Here is a 21316-nt window from a genome sequence, read left to right on the forward strand (position 1 = left end):
TCACGCCCGCCACGCCCTCGAGGCCGGATCGAGCGCGTCGCGCAGCGCGTCGCCCATCATCATGAATGCCAGCACGGTCATGGCCAGCGCGCCGGCGGGGTAGAACAGGATGGGTGAGCCGGCCCGCAGCCGGGTCTGAGCGAGGTTGATGTCGCCACCCCACGACACCACCGACGGCGGCAATCCGACGCCGAGGTAGGACAGCGTCGCCTCGGTGACGATGAACAGGCCCAGGGCAATCGTGGCCACCGCGATCACCGGCCCCAGCGCGTTGGGCAGCGCGTGCCGCAGCAGGATCTGAAACCTGCTCATTCCCAACGCTTTAGCGGCGAGCACGTAGTCGCTGCCCCGCACCGCCAGCACCGCACCGCGGGCGATCCTGGCCACCTGCGGCCAGCCGAACAACGCGAGGATGGCGATCACCGTCCACACCGTGCGGTGGTGCAACACCTGCATGAGGACGATGGCGGCCAGCAACAGCGGCAGGCCGAAGAAGACATCGGTGAGGCGGGAGACCACTGCGTCGATCCAGCCGCCGTAGAAACCGGCCAGCGCACCCAGCGCGCCGCCGACGACGAAGACCAGCAGCGTCGCGCCCAGCCCGACCGTCACCGAGGCGCGCGCCCCGTAGACGGTGCGTGCGTAGATGTCGTGGCCCTGCAGGTCGGTGCCGAACCAGTGCGCGGCCGACGGGCTGCGCAGGCTTTGGCTCGGGTCGGCGTAGCCGGGGTCGGCGTGAGTGAACAACGCGGGAAACAGCGCAACCGCAAGGATGAGGAGGATCAGCGCGGCGGCGATGACGAACTTCGGACGCCGGTGCAGTTTGCGCCAGGTCTCGCCCCAGAAGCCGGAGTGCTCAGCCATAGCGGATCCGAGGGTCCAGCGCCGCGTAGAGCAGGTCCACCATCAGATTGGTGATCAGATAGATGAGCACCAGCACGGTCACGATCGAGACCACCGTGGGAGCCTCCTGCCGGGTGACGGCTTGATAGAGCACGCCGCCGACGCCGTGAATGTTGAAGATGCCCTCGGTCACGATGGCGCCGCCCATCAGCGCCCCCAGGTCCGCGCCCAGGAAGGTCACCACCGGGATCAGCGAGTTGCGCAGGATGTGCACGGTCACCACCCGCGGCCGTGACAACCCCTTGGCGGTGGCGGTGCGCACATGGTCGGCGTGCGCGTTGGCGGCCACCGCGGATCGGGTCAACCGCACCACGTAGGCGAATGACACCGAGCCCAGCACGATTCCGGGTAGCAACAGCCGCGCGAAGGTCGCCCGCTCCCCGACCGTCACCGGCGCGATGCCCAACCGCACCCCGAACACGAACTGCGCCAGGAAGCCCAGCACGAAGATGGGGATCGCTATGATGACCAGACCGGTGATCAGCACGCCCGCGTCGAAGAGGCCGCCCTGGCGCAGCCCGGCGATCACCCCGAATCCGATGCCCAGCACCGCCTCGACGGCCAGGGCGATCACCGAGAGCCGCAGGGTGACCGGAAAGGCATGTGCGAGAACGTCTCTGACCGGAAGCCCGGAATAGGCGCGGCCCAGGTCGCCGTGCAGGACGCCGCCGAGGTAGCGCAGGTACTGCACGATGAACGGATCATCCAGGTGGTACCGGGCGCGCAGCGCCGCGGCCACGGCCGGCGTCAGCGGCCGGTCCCCCGCGATGGCGGCCAGCGGGTCGCCTGGCAGCAGGAACACCATGCCGTAGATCAGCAACGTGGCACCCAGGAAGACGGGCACGATGACGGCGATCCGACGTGCGATGTACCAGCCCATGTTCAAGCCTTGACGAGATTCTCGTAGTCGGGCAACCCGTTCCAGCTGACCTTGACGGCGCTGACCTGAGGCGACCATCCGAGCACGGCGATGTAATACCACAGCGGCACGGCGGGCATGTCGTGCAACAGGATTCGTTGCGCGACGTTGACCAGCGCGTCGGCCTGCCGCAGGTCGGCGGCCGCCTCGGCGGCGGCCAGGCCGGCGTCGAACTCGCGGCTGGAATAGCCGACGTCATTGGATCCCGCGCCGGTGGCGTACAGCGGGGCGAGGAACTCGATCATCGACGGGTAGTCACCGATCCAGCCGGCCCGGAACGCGGTGTCGATCGTGCGGTTGGTGATCTGGGTGCGGAATCCGGCGAACGTGGGCTGCGGCGCGCCGACGGCGTCGATGCCCAGCACGTTCTTGATGCTGTTGGCCACCGCGTCCACCCACTCCTGATGGCCGCTGTCGGCGTTGTAGGCGATGGCGTAGCGCCCGCTCCACGGCGAGATCGCGTCGGCTTGGGCCCAGAGTTGGCGTGCCCGTTCGGGATTGAAGTCCAACGCGTCGCTGCCGGCGATGTTGGGATCGAATCCCGGCAGCGAGCTGGCGGTGAAGTCGCGGGCCGGACTGCGGGTGTTGTTGAAGATCTGCCGACAGATCTGCGGGCGGTTGATGGCCGCCGACAACGCCAACCGGCGTAGCCGGCCTTCCTCACCGCCGAAGTGGGGCAACCGCAATGGCGTGTCGAGCGATTGACTGACGGCGACGGGCCCGCTGGCGGAGTTGCCGCCCAGGTCGCGCTGATAGATCGTCAACGCGCTGGACGGAATGGTGTCCAGGACATCGAGGTTGCCGGAGAGCAGGTCGGCGTAGGCGGTGTCCAGGTTGGCGTAGAACTCGAACCTGAGCCCCTTGTTGCGTGGCTTGCGGTTGCCGTGGTAACCGGGGTTGGGCCGCAAGTCGATTCGGACGTTGTGCTCCCATGCGGGCCCGCCTGGACCGTCGGCGAGTTGGTAGGGGCCGTTGCCGATTGGGTGCTGCCCGAACGCGCCCATGTCCCGAAAGGCCTTCTGCGGCAAGGGATAGAACGCGCTGTGGCCCAGCCGCAACTTGAAGTCGATGGTGGGGACCTTAAGCCGGACGGTGAACTCCCGGTCGTTGAGCACCCGCAGGCCGGACATGGTGGTGGCCGCCGGTTTTCCGTCACCGGCCGGGCCGGCGAGGGCATCGAAGCCGTCGATCGGGCTGAAGAAGCTTTGCTGCAGTTGGGCGTTGGTGCTCGACGCTCCATAGTTCCACGCGTCGACGAACGAATGGGCCGTCACCGGTGAGCCGTCGGTGAACGTCCAGCCGGGCTTGAGGACGATGCGGTAGTTGACGTTGTCGGTGGTGTCGACCGATTGGGCGACCTCCGGCGACGGGTTGCCGGCGGCGTCGTAGGACATCAACCCGGCGAAGAGCCGATCGAGGATCCGGCCGCCCAGGCTGTCGTTGGTCCCGGTGGGGATCAGTGGGTTCGGCGGTTCCCCGCCGTTGACCACCACCAGATCCGGGCTGAGCACGCCGCCACCGCATCCGGCCAGCGAGGCGACCACGAGCACCGCGACGATGACCGTGGCCAGCAAGGCCAACGCGGTCCGCATCGCACGCATGACACCCGACCCTAGGGCCTGAAGCCGTGCGGCGGTGAAGTGCCCGGGCCGGCCCGCACGACTTAAACTCGGGCGGTGACCGTCGCCTCCCTGGCCTCCGAGGGGGCCGCCTATGAGGCGGGCCGTCTGGTGGCGGCGCTCGGCATCCCCGCGATCGGTTTGCTCTGCCTGATCATCGGGCTGGTGACGCGCTCGCGCGGCCGCCGGCGGCCGCCGGCTTACCCGCAATACCCGCCGAGCTTCCCCGCCGGCCCCGGCTACCCCTACCCGCCGCCGGGTTACCCCGCGCCGCCCTATCCGGCTTATCCGGGCTACGCGCCGCGACCGCGGACGCCCAAGTCGGCCACCACCCTCATCACCATCGGCGCCGTGCTACTGGCGTTCGGGATCTTCGGGAACCTCGCCGTCACCGCCGCGAGGCTGGGTAAGTCGCACCGGGCCGACACGTCCCTGCGGGTTGGCGATTGCATCACCGAAAGCGACTATAAGGCACAGCGTTTCGATTCAACCCCGAGTCGCGGCTGCGCCGACCCGGCGGCGACCTATGAACTCGCCTTCAAGGGCGGCGCCTCGGACAGTTGCCCCGACGGCAAACGAGAACACTCCGTCTATGACCGCTTCACCACCGACACGAGGATCCTGTGTTTTGCCGTCAACCTGAAAGAGGGCCAGTGCTATTTGATGCTCAGTGATGGTGAAGCGATGACGATCAGGTTGGGCGACTGCGGCAGGTCGAACAGGGTGCAGGTCAGAGTGAGTCGGCGCATCGACGGCAGCACCGACAGAACCCAATGCGCGACGGACGAAAAGGGCGTCGGCTACCCCGTTCCCGCGCGGGTCTATTGCCTCGTCAGAGCCGATTGACCCCCGCTCAGACCGCGGTGATGGGATGCACCTGCAATTCGCAGGCGTCGATGGTGGCCGCCACCGTCAGCACCATTTCGGTGTCGGGTGGGTTGACGCGCAGGTCGGTGTAGGTAGGGCACGCGCCGCCACTGCCGTCCAGCGCCATCCCCTCAACGATGGCCTGCCCCTGCGCCGATATCGACAGCGGCACGGTGGGCGGGACGTCGGTGCCGGCCGGCAGCCCGCCCAAGTAGCCGCGCGGCGTGGGCCGCGCGTGAATCAGTGGGCCCCCCGCGCCCGAATCGACCCAGGCGTATCCGGTGAGCGTGCACGGTTCGGCGCCGCCGGCGAGGGTGAACAGCAGCGTCACCGCGCGATGACCCACCGCCCCTTCCGCCGGCGAGGCGGTCACGGCGACCTGCTCCGACCGGCACGGCGTGGCCTGGTCGCCGCTCTCCAGCGGCATGGCCGACGCGGGCCAACCCGGCACGGCGGCCACCGCGTAAATCGTTGCGGCCGTGGCAAAGCTGGCAAGTAGTCGGCGGCTGCCCCGCTCATGACCCGGCACAGGAGGTGATTATCCGGCACGGGCGCACTTTTGACCCCGGATTCGCGCGCACGGCTACCACTCGCACAGCTACGCCTCACCCGGCTAGGCTCGCACTCGGCCACCAGCGCACGGCCGCCGAACGGCGAAGTCTCGACTACAGGAGAGAACTTAGTGACCGCCACCAATTCCGCAGGCCCCTCGTCCTATCCGCCGCCGGCGCCGTTCGCCGAGCAGGCCAACGCGGGTGAGGAGCTGTACCGCGAAGCCGAGCAGGACCGGCTGGCGTTCTGGGCCAAGCAGGCCAATCGGCTGTCGTGGGAGACGCCGTTCACCGAGGTGCTGGACTGGTCGCAGGCGCCGTTCGCCAAGTGGTTCGCCGACGGCAAGCTCAACGTCGCCTACAACTGCGTGGACCGCCACGTCGAGGCCGGCCACGGGGATCGGGTCGCCATCCACTGGGAGGGCGAACCCGTCGGCGATCACCGCAGCCTGACCTACGCCGAACTGCACGCCGAGGTGTGCAAGGCCGCCAACGCGCTGACCGACCTCGGTCTGGTCGCCGGTGATCGGGTCGCGATCTACCTGCCGCTGATTCCCGAAGCGGTGATCGCAATGTTGGCCTGTGCGCGCCTGGGTTTGATGCACAGCGTGGTGTTCGCCGGCTTCACCGCCAAGGCGCTGGCGGCCCGCATCGCCGACGCTTCGGCCAAGCTGCTGATCACCAGCGACGGCCAGTTCCGCCGCGGCAAGCCGGCCCCGTTGAAAGACGCCGCCGACGAGGCCGTCGCGCCCGGTCCCGACGGGGACAGCCCCATCGAGCACGTACTTGTGGTGCGGCGCACCGGAATTGACGTGTCCTGGAACGACGACCGCGATCTGTGGTGGCACGACGTCGTCGGCGCCGCATCCGACGAGCACACCCCGGAGCCCTTCCACGCCGAGCAACCCCTGTTCCTGCTGTACACCTCGGGAACCACCGGCAAACCCAAGGGCATCGTGCACACCAGCGGCGGCTACCTGACCCATGCCGCCTACACCCACTACTACGTCTTCGACATCAAGGCCGAGACCGACGTGTTCTGGTGCACCGCCGACATCGGCTGGGTCACCGGGCACACCTACGGCGTGTACGGTCCGCTGGCCAACGGCGTCACCGAGGTCCTGTACGAGGGCACGCCCGACTCGCCCAGCCAGCACCGGCACTTCGAGATCATCGAAAAGTACAGCGTGACAATATATTACACCGCGCCCACGCTGATTCGCACGTTCATGAAGTGGGGCCGAGAGATCCCCGACGCGCACGACCTGTCCAGCCTGCGGCTGCTGGGTTCGGTCGGCGAACCGATAAATCCCGAAGCGTGGCGCTGGTATCGCAAGGTGATCGGAGCCGACCGCCTTCCCATCGTCGACACCTGGTGGCAGACCGAGACCGGCGCCACGATGATCTCGCCGCTGCCCGGAGTCGCTGCGGCCAAACCGGGTTCGGCGATGCGGGCGCTGCCGGGCATCTCGGCAAAGATCGTCGACGACCATGGCGAGCAATTGGTCCCGGGCATCCACCAGGGTGAGCACGTCACCGGCTACCTGGTGCTCGACCAGCCGTGGCCGTCCATGCTGCGCGGCATCTGGGGTGACCCCGAGCGGTACGTCGAGACCTACTGGTCCCGGTTCGCCGAGCACGGCTGGTATTTCGCCGGCGACAGCGCCTATTACGACCGCGACGGCGCCATCTGGGTGGTGGGCCGCATCGACGACGTCATGAACGTCTCGGGGCACCGGCTGTCCACGGCCGAGGTGGAGTCGGCGCTGGTCGGCCACGCCTCGGTCGCCGAGGCGGCGGTGGTCGGGGCGACCGACGCGACCACCGGCCAGGCCATCTGCGCGTTCGTCGTCCTGCGCTCCGATTCCCAAGTGCACGACGGGATCGTCGACGAATTGCGCGTCGAGGTGGCCCGGGAGATCTCACCGATCGCCCGCCCGCGCGAGGTCCACGTCGTACCCGAGCTACCCAAGACGCGCAGCGGCAAGATCATGCGCAGGCTGCTGCGGGACATCGCCGAAAACCGCGAACTGGGCGACACCTCGACGCTGCTCGATCCCGGCGTGTTCGACGCGATCAGGGCGGCGAAGTAGTCGCCGCGGTTCAGCCCGGCAGCGGGCTGAACCCCGCGCCGGGCCGGTGTTTGGAGTTGATGTCGGCCAGGATCGCGTTGAACGACTGGACCACGGCCGGCGTGTGCAGCGGAATGTACTTGATGACGCAGGTCGGCAGGTTGTCGCTGAAGGCCCCGTGGATCATGCCGACCAGCTGATTGTTGACGGTGACCGGCGCACCGGAGTCGCCCGGTTGACCACAGACCTGCATGACGATGGTGCCCGGCGCCTGGCCCATGCCCCAGGTGACGCCGCACGAATTGCCGGTCGTGCGGCCCTGTTTGCAGGCGATCTCGCCGAAGGCGGGGTCCGGCCCGATGCCGCTGATCAAGAAGCCGTTGAAGTTGGCCACCGGCGTCACCTTGGCGGGGTCGAACTTGATCACCGCGTAGTCGAGGTTGTCGTTGCCGGCGACCATGGTGCCCAGCACGCCGGCGTTTTCCGCGCCCTCGGCGGTGACCTGGGCGCCCGGGCCGCCGCAATGCGCGGAGGTGAAACCGATCAGCTCGCCGGCGGCGTCGCCGCCGATCGTGGTCAGGGTGCACATGGTGTCGCCGTTGATGACGATGCCGGCCCCGCCGCCGATCGGAATCCGGACGTCAGCGGCGGCGGCGCGGGCAGGCGAACCCAGCACAGCCGCGAGCAGGGCGACCATCGCCAGTAAGAAGCATCGGTGCGCCCTCCGCACGGCCCCACTCCCATCGGTCGGCCGGACATCGCGACCGGCTTGGCCGAGTCTAATCGGCAACCATGTGATGGTCGCTTTGCAAAGCGCGTCGCCCGCGCGGCGTCGCCGACCGCCTTCTGTGCGAAGCGAACTGGCCTCGGCACTCTCGAACCCCGCGCCGCAGTGCCCGGCCGGCCTCGTCTGGCTTCTCCTGTCCAGGCACCGCATGGCAACATGAACCGCGACGACAGCGAGCCGGGCAACGACGAAAGAGGACCGTCTGTGAGCAAAGCCGATGGCAAGAACGGTGTGCCCAGCACCCTGACCACCATTCCGTTGACCGACCCGCATGCCAAATCCGCCGAGCCGTCGATCGGTGACCTGATCAAAGACGCCACCACCCAGGTGTCCACGCTGGTGCGCGCCGAAGTCGAACTGGCGCGCGCCGAAATTACCCGGGACGTCAAAAAGGGGCTGACCGGGAGCGTCTTCTTCATCGCCGCGCTGGTGGTGCTGTTCTACTCCACCTTCTTTTTCTTCTTCTTCATCGCCGAGCTGCTCGACACCTGGCTGTGGCGCTGGGCGGCGTACCTCATCGTGTTCGGCGTGATGGTGGTGGTCGGCGCCCTGTTGGCGCTGCTGGGCTTCCTCAAGGTCCGCCGGATCCGTGGACCGCGCCAGACGATCGAATCGGTCAAGGAGACGCGCACCGCGCTCACCCCGGGCCACGACAAGGCCCCCGGCGGTGCCCGGCAGCTCCCCGAGTCGCAGGGCAAGCACGCGAAGGCCGCAAACGGCGCCGCCGCCGATCCATCGGGTTGGTAGATGGCGCCGCCCGATCCGTCGGTAACCCGCATCGACGGGCCGTGGCGCCATCACGATGTGCACGCCAACGGCATCCGCTTCCACGTCGTCGAGGCCTCAAGCGATGCCGACGCCCGGCCGGCGACGTCGCGCCCGCTGGTGATGCTGCTGCACGGTTTCGGATCGTTCTGGTGGTCGTGGCGTCATCAGCTGCGCGGGCTGCGCGGGGCGCGGGTGGTGGCCGTCGACCTGCGGGGTTATGGCGGCAGCGATAAGCCGCCCCGCGGCTACGACGGCTGGACGATGGCCGGCGACGCGGCCGGACTCATCCGGGCGCTGGGCCACGCCTCGGCGACTTTGGTGGGCCACGCCGACGGCGGGCTGGGCTGCTGGGCCACCGCCCTGCTGCATCCGCGGCTGGTGTCGGCGATCGCGCTGATCAGTTCGCCGCACCCGGCGGCGTTGCGGCGATCGACGTTGACGCGACGCGACCAGGGTTACGCGCTGTTGCCGACGCTGCTGCAATACCAGATACCGTTGTGGCCCGAGCGCCTGTTGACCCGCGACGACGCCGCCGAGATCGAGCGCCTGGTCCGCAGCCGCAGCTGCGCCAAATGGCTTGCCTCCGAAGACTTTTCCGAAACAATCGGCCACCTGCGCACGGCCATCCAGATCCCGGGGGCCGCGCACAGCGCACTGGAATATCAGCGCTGGGCCGTCCGCAGCCAGCTGCGCGACGAGGGCCGGCGCTTCATGAGATCGATGAGCCAGCAGCTCAGCGTTCCGCTGTTACACCTGCGCGGCGACGCCGATCCCTACGTGCTGGCCGACCCGGTCGACCGAACGCAGCGCTACGCACCTCAGGGACGCTACGTATCCATCTCCGGCGCAGGGCATTTCAGCCACGAAGAGGCGCCCGAGGAAATCAACAGGCACCTGACGAAGTTCCTCGAACAGGTGCACCCGACCCGGGCGAGGTGAGCGCGGTGGCTCAGCCGACGCAGGACCCGGTGCCCACCAGCTGGGTATCGCCGACCCGGGCAAGCTGACTGGCCACCTCGTCGGCGGTAAGCACGAACCCGGTGTCGGGGTCGTCGACCGCCGCGCCGAACACCACCCCGAGCACATGCCCGTCGAGATCGATCAGCGGCCCACCCGAATTACCTTGCTCCACACTGGCTCTGATCGTGTAGACGTCACGGGTGACCGGCGCCGGATCGCGGTAGATGTCGGGACCGCTCAGCTTGATCAGCTCGCGGATCCGGGCCGGGGTCGCGGTGAAGTTCCCACCACCGGGATACCCCAGGACCACGACGCTGGCGCCGGTCTTCGCGTCGCCCTGGGCGAAAGTCAACGGCGGCGGGGGCAGGTTGGGAACGGACAGGATCGCGATGTCGACCGCCGGATCGTAGGACACCACCGTGGCGTCCAGCGGATTGCCGCTGGCGTAGATCTGAACGCTGTTGGAACCGGCCACCACGTGCGCGTTGGTCATCACCCGGTCGGGCGCGATGACAAAACCACTGCCCTCCAACACTTTCTGGCAGCTGGGGGCCAGGCTGCGCACCTTGACCACGCTGGGCGCGGTGGCCTGCACCACCGGGTTGCCGGCCAGCTCGGGATCGGGCGAGGCGACCGGGATGACGGGGGTGCGGCTGAACGGCTCCAGCACCGCGGGCAGACCGGAGGTGTTCAGCAGCGCCGAAAGCCGCTTGGGCACCGTCTTGAGCCAGGGCGGCGCTACGTCGTTGACCTGAGCCAACACCCGCGAGCCGCGGACCGCCGCGGCCAGTTCCGGCTGGTCTTTGGACTGGGTCAACGGCGTGGCCAGCAACCACGCCGCGGTCAACACCACGACCAGCTGGACCGCCACCCCGATGACCGAGTCGACCGTTCGGATGGAACGGCTGCGGATCGCGCCCCGGACGGCGCGTCCCAGCACCACACCGGCGACCTCACCGATGACCACCAGCGCGAGGATCAGGAACAGTGCGGCAAACAATTTCGCGCGCGGGGCGGCGATGTGGCTGACCAGATGCGGCGCCAGCAGCACCCCCGCGATGGCGCCCAGCAACACCCCCACGAACGACAGCAACGAGCCCAACGCGCCCGACCGCCAGCCCGAGACCGCCGCGATGAACGCGACCGCCAGCACGGCGACATCCAGCCACTGCGATGGGGTCATCGAATTCACCGCAGCCCGCCCCCCTCGCCGACCAACGCCATCGCGGCGTCCAACTCCCGCTCGTCGGTGGTGTCCCACGGCTGGGCCCAGCCCGCGACGTCGAGCAGCGCAGAAATCACCTGGCCAGTGAATCCCCAGACCAGCATCTCGTTGAGCAGAAACGCCGGGCCGGCCCACCGGCGGCCGAGATCGCCGCGGTACACCATCAGCCGGTTTTCGGGGTTGACGAAGGCGCGCAACGGAACTCGCGCCACGATCGCGGTTTCGGCCTCGTTGACGACGGCCACCGGACCGGGATCAGGCGAATAGGCCAGCACCGGGACGACGTGGAACTGCGACGGCGCGATGAACATCTTCTCCATCGTCGCCAGGGGATAGAGTCGGCTGACGTCGATCCCCGTTTCCTCGCGGGCCTCGCGCAGCGCGGTGTCCACCGGGCCGTCGTCGGTGGGATCGGAGGCGCCGCCGGGAAACGCCGCCTGGCCGGCGTGGTGGCGCAGGGTCGAGGCCCGCACGGTGACCAGCAGGTCGGCGTCGTCGGGGAAACCACCATCGGGCGGGCCGGATTCCGAACCGGAGAACAACACCAGCACTGCGGCTTCCCGGCCGCCGCCGCGCAGGGCCGTCACCGCGGACGCGGCCTTGCTGGTGATCATCGCCAGCACATCGGCCGGCAGTCGGCGCCGGGCCGCATCGGGAACGTCATCGACATGGTCGAGCAGCGGACGCAGCCAGGACGGGCAGGCGTCAGGCCGCAACGGAACGGCCCCGCGCGCCGGGGCGGGGTCCCCATTCCGCAGGGGCGAACCCCCAGCACTCACGGCCCCTCCAGTCGGTTCAATTTTTCCGCTTATCCCCTGTCTTTGCCGATCGCGGCCGCGATCTCATCGGCAGTGGTGAAAGCTCGTGGCAGCGTCTGGGCAACGCTACCGTCCGGCCGCAGGACCACCGTCGCGGGCATCACATTAACCACCCGCAGCGCGGCCGCGACCCGGCGACGACCGTCCTGCAGGGTCGGCAGGCGCACCCCGAGCTCGGCCAGCCGCAGCAGGGCGGCCGTCTCGTTCTCGTCTTGATGCACCGTCACCACCGTCACGTCCGAACCGGCCCGACGTTGATACTCGGCCATCGCGGGCAGTTCGGCGGCGCACGGCGCGCACCAATACGCCCACAAGTTGAGGACCACCCGGCGTCCGGCCACCGCGCGGCCGACGTCGACAACCGAACCGTCGGCGGCGCACTCCGCCGTCACGCCGCGCAGCGCCTCGGGGCCGGGACCGTTTCCCGCGCCGGGGCACGGCGGCAGGTTGGCGCGCTGCCGCGGCCCCGCCAACGCGGCGGGCGTATCGGCGTCGCGGTGTTCCCGGTCGGCCACCGGCCGGTTGCCCGCGGGCGTGGCAGTCCTGTCGGAGTCGTCGCGCAGCTGGGCGACCAGCGCCGCGATCAGCGCCACCACCACCGCCAGGATCGCGATGTGCCAGCGGGCCCTGCGGGTCAGCGTCGGCCTCCAGGTAGGCATTGCGTCCCTGCGCGTCGGTCGCGGACCGGCTTACAGCCCGGCCAGGGCGAGCAGGTGCTCGGTCTCCGGCCCCTTCACCAGGGGCGCGGCCAGCGCCGCTTCGGTGGGCCCCAGGCCGAAGGAGGGGCAGTCTTTGGCGATCAGGCAGACGCCGCACGCCGGTTTGCGCGCGTGACACACGCGGCGGCCGTGAAAGATCACCCGGTGGCTCAGCATGGTCCACTCACCGCGTTCGATGAGCTCGCCCACGGCGTGCTCGATTTTGACCGGGTCCTTGTCGGCGGTCCAGCGCCACCTGTGCACCAGCCGCGCGAAATGGGTGTCGACGGTGATGCCGGGGATCCCGAAGGCGTTGCCCAGGATGACGTTGGCGGTCTTGCGTCCCACCCCCGGCAGCGTGACCAGTTCCGCCATGGTCGACGGCACCTCGCCGTCGAAGCGTTCGACCAGGGCCTGCCCCAAACCGATCAACGAGGAGGCCTTGTTGCGAAAGAAACCGGTCGGGCGGATCAGGTTCTCCAGTTCGGCACGGTCGGCTTGCGCGTAGTCCAGCGCCGAGCGGTACCGCTTGAACAGCGCCGGGGTGGTCAGGTTGACCCGCTTGTCCGTGCTCTGCGCCGACAGGATGGTGGCGACGGTCAGCTCCAGCGGCGTCGTGAAATCCAGCTCGCAGTGCGCATCCGGAAATGCTTGCGCCAGAGCACGATTCATCCGTCGCGCCCTTCGCACCAGGCCCACCCGGGTTTCCTGCGACCACCGTCGCGCATCGGCGCCGCCGGACGGGGCCGGAGCCGATTTCGAACGCCCGGACGACTTCGCCGCTGTCACCTACGACAGAGTACTGATTTCGTGATCTGGCCGAGACCCCGTGTTGATTCAAGGCCATGTTTACTCTTCGTGTGTCGTGGTTGCTGGTGGCCGGCGTTCCGGTGCTGCTGATGCTGGCGGCGCTCGGTCTTGGGCGGCTCGAATCGGAGCTCGCCCCCCACGCCACGGCGGTGGCCGACGTCGACGAATTCCTCGAGCTTGCCGGCGGAGTGGACATGCACACGCTGGCGTCCGAAGGCATGCCGGAGGCGTTGGAATACCTGCGTCGGCGCGAGCTCGCGCAGCTGCCCACGGCCCCGACGAGCGGGCGCACCGGCGGCCCGCGTCACGCCGCGCCGTCGTTCGCCGTCGGCTTCGTCGATCGCGACGAGATGACATTACCGACGCGGATACACGGCCATTCGCACGTCAATCCGCAGTTTAGGGCACCTCGACACGCCAATCGTGTGTAGCGTTGGCACGTTGGACACAACGGCGTACCTCTAGACTCGTCACGCGAGCAAGGGGTTAGCCTGCCCGTATCACATTAATTTTCTGGGAAAGTTGAAGAGGCAACGTGGACGAGATCCTGGCAAGGGCAGGAATCTTCCAAGGGGTTGAACCCGGCGCAGTCACAGCACTGACCAAGCAGCTGCAACCCGTCGACTTCCCCCGCGGACACACGGTCTTCGCCGAGGGGGAACCCGGTGATCGGCTGTACATCATCGTCTCGGGGAAGGTGAAGATCGGTCGCCGTTCCCCCGATGGACGCGAGAACCTGCTGACGATCATGGGCCCGTCGGACATGTTCGGCGAATTGTCGATCTTCGACCCGGGGCCTCGAACGTCCAGCGCCACCACCATCACCGAGGTGCGGGCGGTGTCGATGGACCGTGACGCGCTGCGGGCGTGGATCGCCGACCGCCCCGAGATCGCCGAACAGCTGCTGCGGGTGCTGGCCCGACGCCTGCGCCGCACCAACAACAACCTGGCTGACCTCATCTTCACCGACGTGCCCGGCCGGGTGGCCAAGCAACTGCTGCAGCTCGCCCAGCGGTTTGGCACCCAGGAGGGTGGCGCGATGCGGGTCACCCACGACCTGACGCAGGAAGAGATCGCGCAGCTGGTGGGGGCGTCCCGCGAGACGGTGAACAAGGCGCTGGCCGACTTCGCCCACCGCGGCTGGATCCGCCTGGAGGGCAAGAGCGTGCTGATCTCGGACTCCGAACGGCTCGCGCGCCGAGCCCGCTAATCCGCGCGGCGCTTCACCGTTCCCCGCCTCACCAGCCCCATGGGCACCGTCTGGGCACCATGCGGTTACTTCACAACGTGTTAGCGCCGGCGCTATCGCATTTCAGAAAAACTGTGCGCTCCCAGAGCCGGAACCGATGCGGCGGTAGTGACTGGCGGGGACGCCCTACGCCGACGACTCGGCGCGCAGGAAATTGAGCTGCACCTGCACCGACCATTCGGCGGCATCCCAGAGCTTCTCGTCGACATCGACATAGACGTGTTCGACGATGCGGCGGGCGCTGGCGTCCTCCCCCAGCTCCCGCAACGCAGAACGCACCTGATCGAGGCGCTCCCGCCGGTGCGCAAGATAGCCCTCGGCGACGCTCGCCAGGTCGGTCAGCTCGGGGCCGTGTCCGGGCAGTACTCCCCGTCGGCCCAGCCCGCGCAGGCGCCGCAGGGATTCCAGGTAGTCCGTCAGGCTGCCGTCCTCCTTGTCGAGAACGGCGGTCCCGCGGCCCAGCACGGTATCGGCGGTCAGCAAGGCATCGTCGAGCAGGAACGACAGCGAATCGGCGGTGTGGCCGGGCGTCGCCATGACCTTGATCTTGAGGCCGGCGGCGTCGATCACCTCGCCGTCGGTCAGCTCGCCGCCCAGGCCGCGCAGAAAACCGCTCCCCGCCGAGCGCACGGTCGCGCCGGTCAGCTCGACCAGCTTGTCGATGCCGTCGGTGTGATCGCTGTGCCGGTGGCTGATCAGGACCAGGGCGATACGGCCCAGCGCGGCGACCCGCGCGATGTGGTCGTCGTCGTCGGGCCCGGGATCCACGATGACCAGTTCGTCGCTGCGCGGGCCGCGCAACACCCAGGTGTTGGTACCCTCGAGCGTCAGCAGACCGGGGTTGTTTGCCAACAGGACCGACGCGGTGTCGGTGACCGCCCGCAGCTTGGCGTACGCGGGGTGGGTCAGCGACTCGGCGGCCTCGGTCACGGGCGTCAGCCGACCTCGACGATCAGCTCCACTTCCACCGGCGCATCCAGTGGCAGCTCGGAGACGCCGACCGCCGACCGCGCGTGCGCGCCATGCTCGCCGAACACCTCGCCGAGCAGTTCGGAGGCCCCGTTGATGACGCCGGGCTGGCCGTTGAACCCCGGGGCCGACGCCACGAACCCGACGACTTTCACCACCCGGGTCACCGCGTCGATGCCCACCAGCGAGTTGACGGCCGCCAGCGCATTGAGCGCGCAGATCCGCGCCAGCGCCTTGCCGTCGTCGGGGCTGACGTCGGCGCCGACCTTGCCGGTTCCCAACAGCTTTCCGGCCTGCATCGGCAACTGCCCGGAGGTGTAGATCAGGTTGCCGGTGCGCACCGCCGGGACGTAGGCGGCCAGCGGCGCGACCACCTCCGGAAGCTCGAGGCCGAGCTCCCCGAGCCGGGCCTTCCAGGAAGGCTGAGCGCTCATCGAGAAAGGCCTTACTTGGGGCGCTTCAGGTACGCGACGTGCTGCTCGCCGGTCGGCCCTTGCAGCACGGACACCAACTCCCAGCCGTCGGCACCCCACTGGTCGAGGATCTGTTTGGTGGCATGCGTCAGCAGCGGGACCGTGACGTACTCCCATGCGGTCGGTTGGCTCATGCCGCGAGCTTATCGGGTCGGGCTAGCATGCGAAGGTGGCAACCACATCGAGCGGCGGAGCTGCCGTCGGCTGGCCTGCGCGCTTGACGAAGGCCCGTTTACATTTCGTGACCGGCAAAGGCGGTACGGGCAAGTCGACCATCGCGGCGGCGCTGGCACTGACGCTCGCCGCCGGGGGCCGCAAGGTCTTGCTCGTGGAAGTCGAAGGCCGCCAAGGGATTGCGCAACTCTTCGACGTCCCGCCGCTGCCATACCAAGAGGTGAAGATCGCGACCGCCGAACGCGGCGGTCAGGTCAACGCCCTGGCGATCGACATCGAGGCCGCCTTCCTGGAATACCTCGACATGTTCTACAACCTGGGCATTGCGGGTCGCGCGATGCGCCGCATCGGCGCGATCGAGTTCGCGACGACGATCGCGCCCGGCCTGCGTGACGTGCTGCTGACCGGCAAGATCAAGGAGACGGTGATCCGCGTCGACAAGAACCGGCTGCCGGTTTACGACGCGATCGTCGTCGACGCCCCGCCGACCGGACGGATCGCGCGCTTCCTCGACGTCACCAAAGCCGTGTCCGATCTGGCCAAGGGCGGCCCGGTGCATTCGCAGGCCGACGGCGTGGTGAGGTTGCTGCACTCCGAGCAGACGGCCATTCACTTAGTCACTCTGTTGGAGGCGTTGCCGGTCCAGGAAACGCTGGAAGCCATCGAGGAGCTCGCCGAGATGCAGCTGCCGATCGGCAGCGTGATCGTGAACCGCAACATTCCGTCTTATCTGCAGCCTGCCGACCTGGCGAAGGCCGCCGAGGGTGACGTTGATGCGGACTCGGTGCGGGCCGGATTGGAAAAGTCCGGAATCAGCTTGAACGACAAGGACTTCGCAGGTCTGCTGACCGAGACCATCGAGCACGCGACGGTCGTCGCGACCCGCGCCGAGATCGCACAACAGCTCGAGGCGCTGAAGGTGGCGCGACTGGAACTACCGGCCATCTCCGACGGGGTCGACCTCGGTAGCCTCTACGAGCTGTCGGAATCACTTGCGCAGCAGGGGGTTCGATGAGCACCACGCCCAAACAGCTTGACATGGCCGCCATCCTGGCCGACACCACCAACCGTGTGGTGGTGTGCTGCGGCGCCGGCGGGGTGGGCAAGACCACCACCGCGGCCGCGATCGCGCTGCGCGCCGCCGAATACGGGCGCAACGTCTGCGTTTTGACGATCGATCCGGCCAGGCGGCTGGCCCAGGCGCTGGGGGTCAGCGACCTCGGCAACACGCCGCAACGCGTCCCGCTGGCGGCGGAGGTTCCCGGCGAGCTGCACGCGATGATGCTCGACATGCGCCGTACCTTCGACGAGATGGTGGTCCAGTACTCGGGACCCGGTCGCGCGCAGGCGATTCTGGACAACCAGTTTTATCAGACCGTCGCCAGTTCGCTTGCCGGCACGCAGGAGTACATGGCGATGGAGAAGCTGGGCCAGTTGCTGGCCGAGGATCGCTGGGATTTGGTGGTCGTGGATACGCCGCCGTCGCGCAACGCCCTGGACTTCCTGGACGCGCCGAAGCGACTGGGCAGCTTCATGGACAGCCGGCTGTGGCGGCTGCTGCTGGCGCCGGGCCGCGGCATCGGGCGGTTGGTCACCGGCGCAATGGGTTTGGCGATGAAGGCGATGTCGACGATCCTGGGTTCACAGATGCTCGGCGACGCCGCGGCGTTCGTGCAGTCGCTGGACGCCACGTTCGGCGGCTTCCGCGAGAAGGCCGATCGCACCTACGCGCTGCTGAAGCGGCGCGGGACGCAGTTCGTCGTGGTGTCGGCGGCCGAGCCCGACGCGCTGCGCGAGGCGGCGTTCTTTGTCGACCGCCTGTCGCAGGAAGGGATGCCGCTCGCCGGGCTGGTGTTGAACCGCACCCATCCGCCGTTGTGCTCGCTGCCGGCCGAGCGGGCAATCGATGGCAGCGAAATGCTGGACCAGGACGGCGATTCCGAGTCCGCGTCGCTGGCGTCGGCGGTGTTGAAGATTCACGCCGACCGTGCGCAGACCGCCAAGCGGGAGATCAGGCTGCTGTCGCGGTTCACCGGGGCCAACCCGCACGTGCCGGTGATCGGGGTTCCGTCGCTGCCGTTCGATGTTTCGGACTTGGAGGCGCTGCGGGCGCTCGCCGATCAGATCACTTCGGTCGGTGACGATGCGGGCCGGGCAACGGCCCGCTGAGGAACCGACCGGAGCCCGTCGTAACAGAAACGTAATGACGAATGGCGGGACGTCGGCCCTACCCGCGCCGATCGACCGGCGGCCCGTCGGGCCGGTGAAGATCAGCCGACGCTGCGGGTCCGCCTCTTGTCGAAGAAGTCCGCCCAGGAAACCACCTCGGGGTGCTGCTTGAGCAGGGCGCGGCGCTGCCGCTCGGTCATGCCGCCCCAGACCCCGAACTCGACCTTGTTGTCCAGCGCGTCTGCCCCGCATTCCTGCATCACCGGGCAATGACGGCAGATCACGGCCGCTTTACGCTGGGCCGCTCCGCGGACAAACAGTTCGTCGGGATCGGTGGTCCGGCAGAGCGCCTTCGAGACCCAAGCGATCCGTTCTTCGGCATCGACACTGCGGAGTACCCCTTGTGCGGCTGCAATGTTTGTCCTACGCGCCGCCGGCCGTATTGGTGACACGAACTGTTCCCTTTCCCTACCGGCCGCCCGTCACGGCCGCCCTCCTCGGGTGCAGATCCTGACCTAGCGATCTACGCCACACTATGTACGTCGGTGTTACCTGAATCTCACCGTGTGTCTAAGTTAGGTGGTCAGGTGCCAATTGCGCAACAGTCCGATAACGCTTTTTTTGGGACGGGCGTGCCGTCTCGTACCAAACGATAGGCGAAGAAGTGATCTTGCACACTCTGTTGCACGTCTGACCTGTGACGCAACTGCAAATTCAGACCCGCCGCCACCGGTCTCAAGATGACGCAAATTTTGGAAGAACGTGCAGCGTGGCGGCGTGACTGGGGGCCGCTACTGTAGTAGCCATGTCAGACCGCCCCCCGGCCGCGCTCACGATCCTCAAGCTTGCGGGGCTTTGTTTGTTGGCCAGCGTCGTCGCCACGGCTCTGCTGTTCCCGTTCGCCGGCGGAATAGGACTGGTGTCCAATCGCGCCTCGGAAGTGGTGGCCAACGGCTCGGCCCAGCTGCTCGAGGGCGAGGTGCCCGCCGTGTCGACGATGGTCGACGCCAAGGGCAACACCATCGCCTGGCTGTATTCGCAGCGCCGGTTCGAGGTGCCCAGCGACAAGATCGCCAACACGATGAAGCTGGCCATCGTCTCCATCGAGGACAAGCGGTTCGCCGACCACAACGGCGTGGACTGGAAAGGCACCCTGACCGGCCTGGCCGGCTACGCCCGCGGCGACGTGGACACCCGGGGTGGCTCGACCATCGAGCAGCAGTACATCAAGAACTACCAACTGCTCGTCACGGCGAAAACCGACGCGGAGAAGCGCGCGGCGGTGGAGACTACCCCGGCCCGCAAGCTGCGCGAGATCCGCATGGCGTTGACGCTGGACAAAACCTTCACCAAGCCCGAGATCCTGACCCGCTATCTGAACCTGGTGTCGTTCGGCAACGGCTCGTTCGGCGTGCAGGACGCAGCCCAGACCTACTTCGGCATCAACGCGTCCGACCTGAACTGGCAGCAGGCGGCGCTGCTGGCGGGCATGGTGCAGTCGACCAGCGCGCTCAACCCGTACATCAACCCAGAAGGCGCGCTGGCACGGCGAAACCTGGTGCTGGACACCATGATTCAGAACATTCCGCAGGAGGAGGAAGCACTGCGCGCCGCCAAGGCCGCGCCGTTGGGCATCCTGCCGCAGCCCAACGAGCTGCCCCGCGGCTGCATCGCTGCGGGCGACCGCGCCTTCTTCTGCGACTACGTCCAGGAGTACCTGTCGCGGGCCGGGATCAGTAAGGAACAGGTGGCCCGGGGCGGCTACCTCATCAAGACGACGCTGGACCCGGATGTGCAGATCCCGGTCAAGGCGGCCATCGACAAATTCGCCAGCCCGACCCTGCCGGGGATATCGAGCGTGATGAGCGTGATCCAACCCGGCAAGACGTCGCACAAGGTGATGGCCATGGCCAGCAACCGCACCTACGGCCTCGACGTCGACGCCGGCCAGACCATGCGCCCGCAGCCGTTCTCGCTGGTCGGTGACGGCGCGGGATCCGTCTTCAAGATCTTCACCACGGCCGCGGCCCTGGACATGGGCATGGGCATCAACGCCACGCTCGAGGTGCCGGGCCGGTTCCAGGCGAAGGGCATGGGTAGCGGCGGGGCGAAGGGCTGCCCTAAGGACAACTGGTGCGTGGTCAACGCCGGTAACTACCGCGGGTCGATGAACGTCACCGACGCGTTGGCCACCTCGCCCAACACCGCGTTCGCCAAGCTGATCCAGCAGGTCGGTGTGACGCGCACGGTGGACATGGCCATCAAGCTGGGGCTGCGGTCCTACGCCGACCCCGGCACGGCCCGCGACTACAACCCCGACAGCAACGAGAGCCTGGCCGACTTCGTCAAGCGGCAGAACATCGGCTCGTTCACGCTGGGCCCCATCGAGGTGAACGCACTGGAGCTGTCCAACGTCGCGGCCACCCTGGCCTCGGGCGGCACCTGGTGCCCGCCCAACCCGATCGACAAGCTGGTCGACCGCAAGGGCAACGAGGTCGCCGTCACCACCGAGACCTGCGACCAGGTGGTGCCCGACGGTCTGGCGAACACGCTGGCCAACGCGATGAGCAAGGACGCCCTGGGCGGCGGCACGGCGGCCGGTTCGGCGAGCGCGGCGGGCTGGGACCTGCCGGTGTCCGGGAAGACGGGCACCACCGAGGCGCATCGCTCGTCGGGCTTCGTGGGCTTCACCAACCACTACGCGGCGGCCAACTACATCTACGACGACTCGACGAACCCCACCGATCTGTGCTCCGCCCCGCTGCGCCACTGCGCCGAGGGCGACCTGTACGGCGGTAACGAGCCGGCCCGCACCTGGTTCACCGCGATGAAACCGATCGCCACCAATTTCGGACCCGTGCAGTTGCCGCCCACCGATCCCCGCTACGTCGACGGGTCGCCCGGGTCACGGGTGCCCAGCGTCGCCGGCCTGGATATCGACGCGGCACGCCAACGCATCAAGGAGGCCGGCTTCCAGGTCTCCGACCAGAACAACTTCGTCAACAGCAGCGCGAAGCAGGGCGAAGTGGTCGGCACGACGCCGAGCGGCGCGACGATCCCGGGCTCGATCATCACCATTCAGGTCAGCAACGGCATCCCGCCGGCCCCGCCGCCGCCACCGGAAGGTGCACCGCCGCCGGTCGGTTCGCAGGTCGTCGAGATCCCGGGCCTGCCGCCAATCACCATTCCGCTGCTGGCGCCGCCACCACCGGCGCCCGGCCAGCCGCCGCCGCCATAAACGTCGTGACGTCAAGAGATACGCTGCCAGTCCCCGACCGGCAGTAG

22 protein-coding genes are annotated in these 21316 nt (G+C 68.2%); 9 read left to right on the top strand and 13 right to left on the bottom strand.

What is annotated here, in order from left to right:
* Genes A5624_RS15325 through A5624_RS15335 form a run of 3 tightly spaced genes read right to left on the bottom strand, consistent with a single transcriptional unit; the run spans nt 1 to nt 3414 of the window.
* The gene (locus A5624_RS15325; RefSeq protein WP_066867621.1) at nt 1–864 is read right to left on the bottom strand and encodes an ABC transporter permease; all 864 of its coding nucleotides are present in this window, start codon (nt 862–864) and stop codon (nt 1–3) included.
* Entirely contained in the window at nt 857–1783 is a 927-nt protein-coding gene (locus A5624_RS15330) for an ABC transporter permease (protein ID WP_066867624.1), read from the bottom strand. Before A5624_RS15330 ends, A5624_RS15325 begins: the two co-directional genes overlap by 8 nt.
* A gap of 2 nt (nt 1784–1785) precedes the next feature.
* Nucleotides 1786–3414 carry an ABC transporter substrate-binding protein gene (locus tag A5624_RS15335; RefSeq protein WP_197518971.1) on the bottom strand — a complete coding sequence of 543 codons (1629 nt, stop codon included), beginning with the start codon at nt 3412–3414 and terminating at the stop codon, nt 1786–1788.
* 84 nt (nt 3415–3498) lie between these two features.
* Here A5624_RS15335 and A5624_RS15340 point away from each other — a divergent pair, with 84 nt between their 5' ends.
* Nucleotides 3499–4287, top strand: coding sequence for a hypothetical protein (locus A5624_RS15340; protein ID WP_066867629.1), 789 nt, complete (start codon nt 3499–3501; stop codon nt 4285–4287).
* Between the two features lie 7 nt (nt 4288–4294).
* Here the strand turns inward: A5624_RS15340 and A5624_RS15345 are convergent, their stop codons facing one another.
* A complete protein-coding gene (locus A5624_RS15345) occupies nt 4295–4837 on the bottom strand; it encodes a DUF4232 domain-containing protein (RefSeq protein WP_197499528.1) in 543 nt (180 codons plus the stop codon).
* 153 nt (nt 4838–4990) lie between these two features.
* Between A5624_RS15345 and acs the strand changes: the two genes are divergently transcribed.
* The gene (gene acs / locus A5624_RS15350) at nt 4991–6952 is read left to right on the top strand and encodes an acetate--CoA ligase (RefSeq protein WP_066867632.1); all 1962 of its coding nucleotides are present in this window, start codon (nt 4991–4993) and stop codon (nt 6950–6952) included.
* Between the two features lie 10 nt (nt 6953–6962).
* Here acs and A5624_RS15355 read toward each other — a convergent pair whose 3' ends face one another.
* Nucleotides 6963–7661 carry a serine protease gene (locus tag A5624_RS15355; RefSeq protein WP_156749034.1) on the bottom strand — a complete coding sequence of 233 codons (699 nt, stop codon included), beginning with the start codon at nt 7659–7661 and terminating at the stop codon, nt 6963–6965.
* Nucleotides 7662–7922: 261 nt separating this feature from the next.
* Between A5624_RS15355 and A5624_RS15360 the strand changes: the two genes are divergently transcribed.
* Nucleotides 7923–8465 (top strand): phage holin family protein, encoded by a 543-nt coding sequence (locus tag A5624_RS15360; RefSeq protein ID WP_066867746.1) that lies wholly within the window; start codon nt 7923–7925, stop codon nt 8463–8465.
* Nucleotides 8466–9425, top strand: coding sequence for an alpha/beta fold hydrolase (locus A5624_RS15365; protein WP_066867635.1), 960 nt, complete (start codon nt 8466–8468; stop codon nt 9423–9425).
* Nucleotides 9426–9435: 10 nt separating this feature from the next.
* On the opposite strand, the gene marP is transcribed toward A5624_RS15365, so the two are convergent.
* Genes marP through nth form a run of 4 tightly spaced genes read right to left on the bottom strand, consistent with a single transcriptional unit; the run spans nt 9436 to nt 12859 of the window.
* Nucleotides 9436–10629 carry an acid resistance serine protease MarP gene (marP, locus tag A5624_RS15370; protein WP_066867749.1) on the bottom strand — a complete coding sequence of 398 codons (1194 nt, stop codon included), beginning with the start codon at nt 10627–10629 and terminating at the stop codon, nt 9436–9438.
* A gap of 5 nt (nt 10630–10634) precedes the next feature.
* Nucleotides 10635–11450, bottom strand: a complete 816-nt coding sequence (locus A5624_RS15375) for a CoA pyrophosphatase (RefSeq protein ID WP_066867637.1) — start codon at nt 11448–11450, stop codon at nt 10635–10637.
* 29 nt (nt 11451–11479) lie between these two features.
* Nucleotides 11480–12148, bottom strand: a complete 669-nt coding sequence (locus A5624_RS15380) for a TlpA disulfide reductase family protein (RefSeq protein WP_066867639.1) — start codon at nt 12146–12148, stop codon at nt 11480–11482.
* A 30-nt stretch (nt 12149–12178) separates the two neighbouring features.
* Nucleotides 12179–12859: an endonuclease III gene (gene nth / locus A5624_RS15385; protein WP_066867642.1), complete on the bottom strand. Its 681-nt coding sequence runs from the start codon at nt 12857–12859 to the stop codon at nt 12179–12181.
* A gap of 173 nt (nt 12860–13032) precedes the next feature.
* Between nth and A5624_RS15390 the strand changes: the two genes are divergently transcribed.
* Nucleotides 13033–13428 (top strand): hypothetical protein, encoded by a 396-nt coding sequence (locus A5624_RS15390; RefSeq protein WP_232002263.1) that lies wholly within the window; start codon nt 13033–13035, stop codon nt 13426–13428.
* 104 nt (nt 13429–13532) lie between these two features.
* Nucleotides 13533–14207 carry a cAMP-activated global transcriptional regulator CRP gene (gene crp, locus A5624_RS15395; RefSeq protein WP_036465140.1) on the top strand — a complete coding sequence of 225 codons (675 nt, stop codon included), beginning with the start codon at nt 13533–13535 and terminating at the stop codon, nt 14205–14207.
* 165 nt (nt 14208–14372) lie between these two features.
* On the opposite strand, the gene A5624_RS15400 is transcribed toward crp, so the two are convergent.
* Genes A5624_RS15400 through A5624_RS28230 form a run of 3 tightly spaced genes read right to left on the bottom strand, consistent with a single transcriptional unit; the run spans nt 14373 to nt 15822 of the window.
* Nucleotides 14373–15176 (bottom strand): MBL fold metallo-hydrolase, encoded by an 804-nt coding sequence (locus A5624_RS15400; protein ID WP_066867648.1) that lies wholly within the window; start codon nt 15174–15176, stop codon nt 14373–14375.
* A 5-nt stretch (nt 15177–15181) separates the two neighbouring features.
* The gene (locus tag A5624_RS15405) at nt 15182–15649 is read right to left on the bottom strand and encodes a RidA family protein (protein WP_066867651.1); all 468 of its coding nucleotides are present in this window, start codon (nt 15647–15649) and stop codon (nt 15182–15184) included.
* Nucleotides 15650–15660: 11 nt separating this feature from the next.
* The gene (locus A5624_RS28230; protein WP_007772224.1) at nt 15661–15822 is read right to left on the bottom strand and encodes a DUF4177 domain-containing protein; all 162 of its coding nucleotides are present in this window, start codon (nt 15820–15822) and stop codon (nt 15661–15663) included.
* 35 nt (nt 15823–15857) lie between these two features.
* Here A5624_RS28230 and A5624_RS15410 point away from each other — a divergent pair, with 35 nt between their 5' ends.
* Both A5624_RS15410 and A5624_RS15415 read left to right on the top strand, forming a co-directional pair.
* Complete coding sequence (locus A5624_RS15410) at nt 15858–16877, top strand: ArsA-related P-loop ATPase (protein WP_066867654.1); 1020 nt, start codon at nt 15858–15860, stop codon at nt 16875–16877.
* Nucleotides 16874–18031, top strand: coding sequence for an ArsA family ATPase (locus A5624_RS15415; RefSeq protein ID WP_066867657.1), 1158 nt, complete (start codon nt 16874–16876; stop codon nt 18029–18031). The genes A5624_RS15410 and A5624_RS15415 overlap by 4 nt, the downstream gene beginning before the upstream one ends.
* A 101-nt stretch (nt 18032–18132) precedes the next feature.
* On the opposite strand, the gene A5624_RS15420 is transcribed toward A5624_RS15415, so the two are convergent.
* Nucleotides 18133–18483: a WhiB family transcriptional regulator gene (locus A5624_RS15420; protein ID WP_007772220.1), complete on the bottom strand. Its 351-nt coding sequence runs from the start codon at nt 18481–18483 to the stop codon at nt 18133–18135.
* 353 nt (nt 18484–18836) lie between these two features.
* On the opposite strand from A5624_RS15420, the gene ponA2 reads away from it, so the two are divergent.
* Nucleotides 18837–21269 carry a transglycosylase/D,D-transpeptidase PonA2 gene (ponA2, locus tag A5624_RS15425; RefSeq protein WP_066867660.1) on the top strand — a complete coding sequence of 811 codons (2433 nt, stop codon included), beginning with the start codon at nt 18837–18839 and terminating at the stop codon, nt 21267–21269.
* Nucleotides 21270–21316: the final 47 nt, after the last annotated feature.

Source organism: Mycobacterium sp. 1482292.6 (assembly GCF_001672995.1).
Lineage (GTDB): Bacteria > Actinomycetota > Actinomycetes > Mycobacteriales > Mycobacteriaceae > Mycobacterium > Mycobacterium europaeum_A.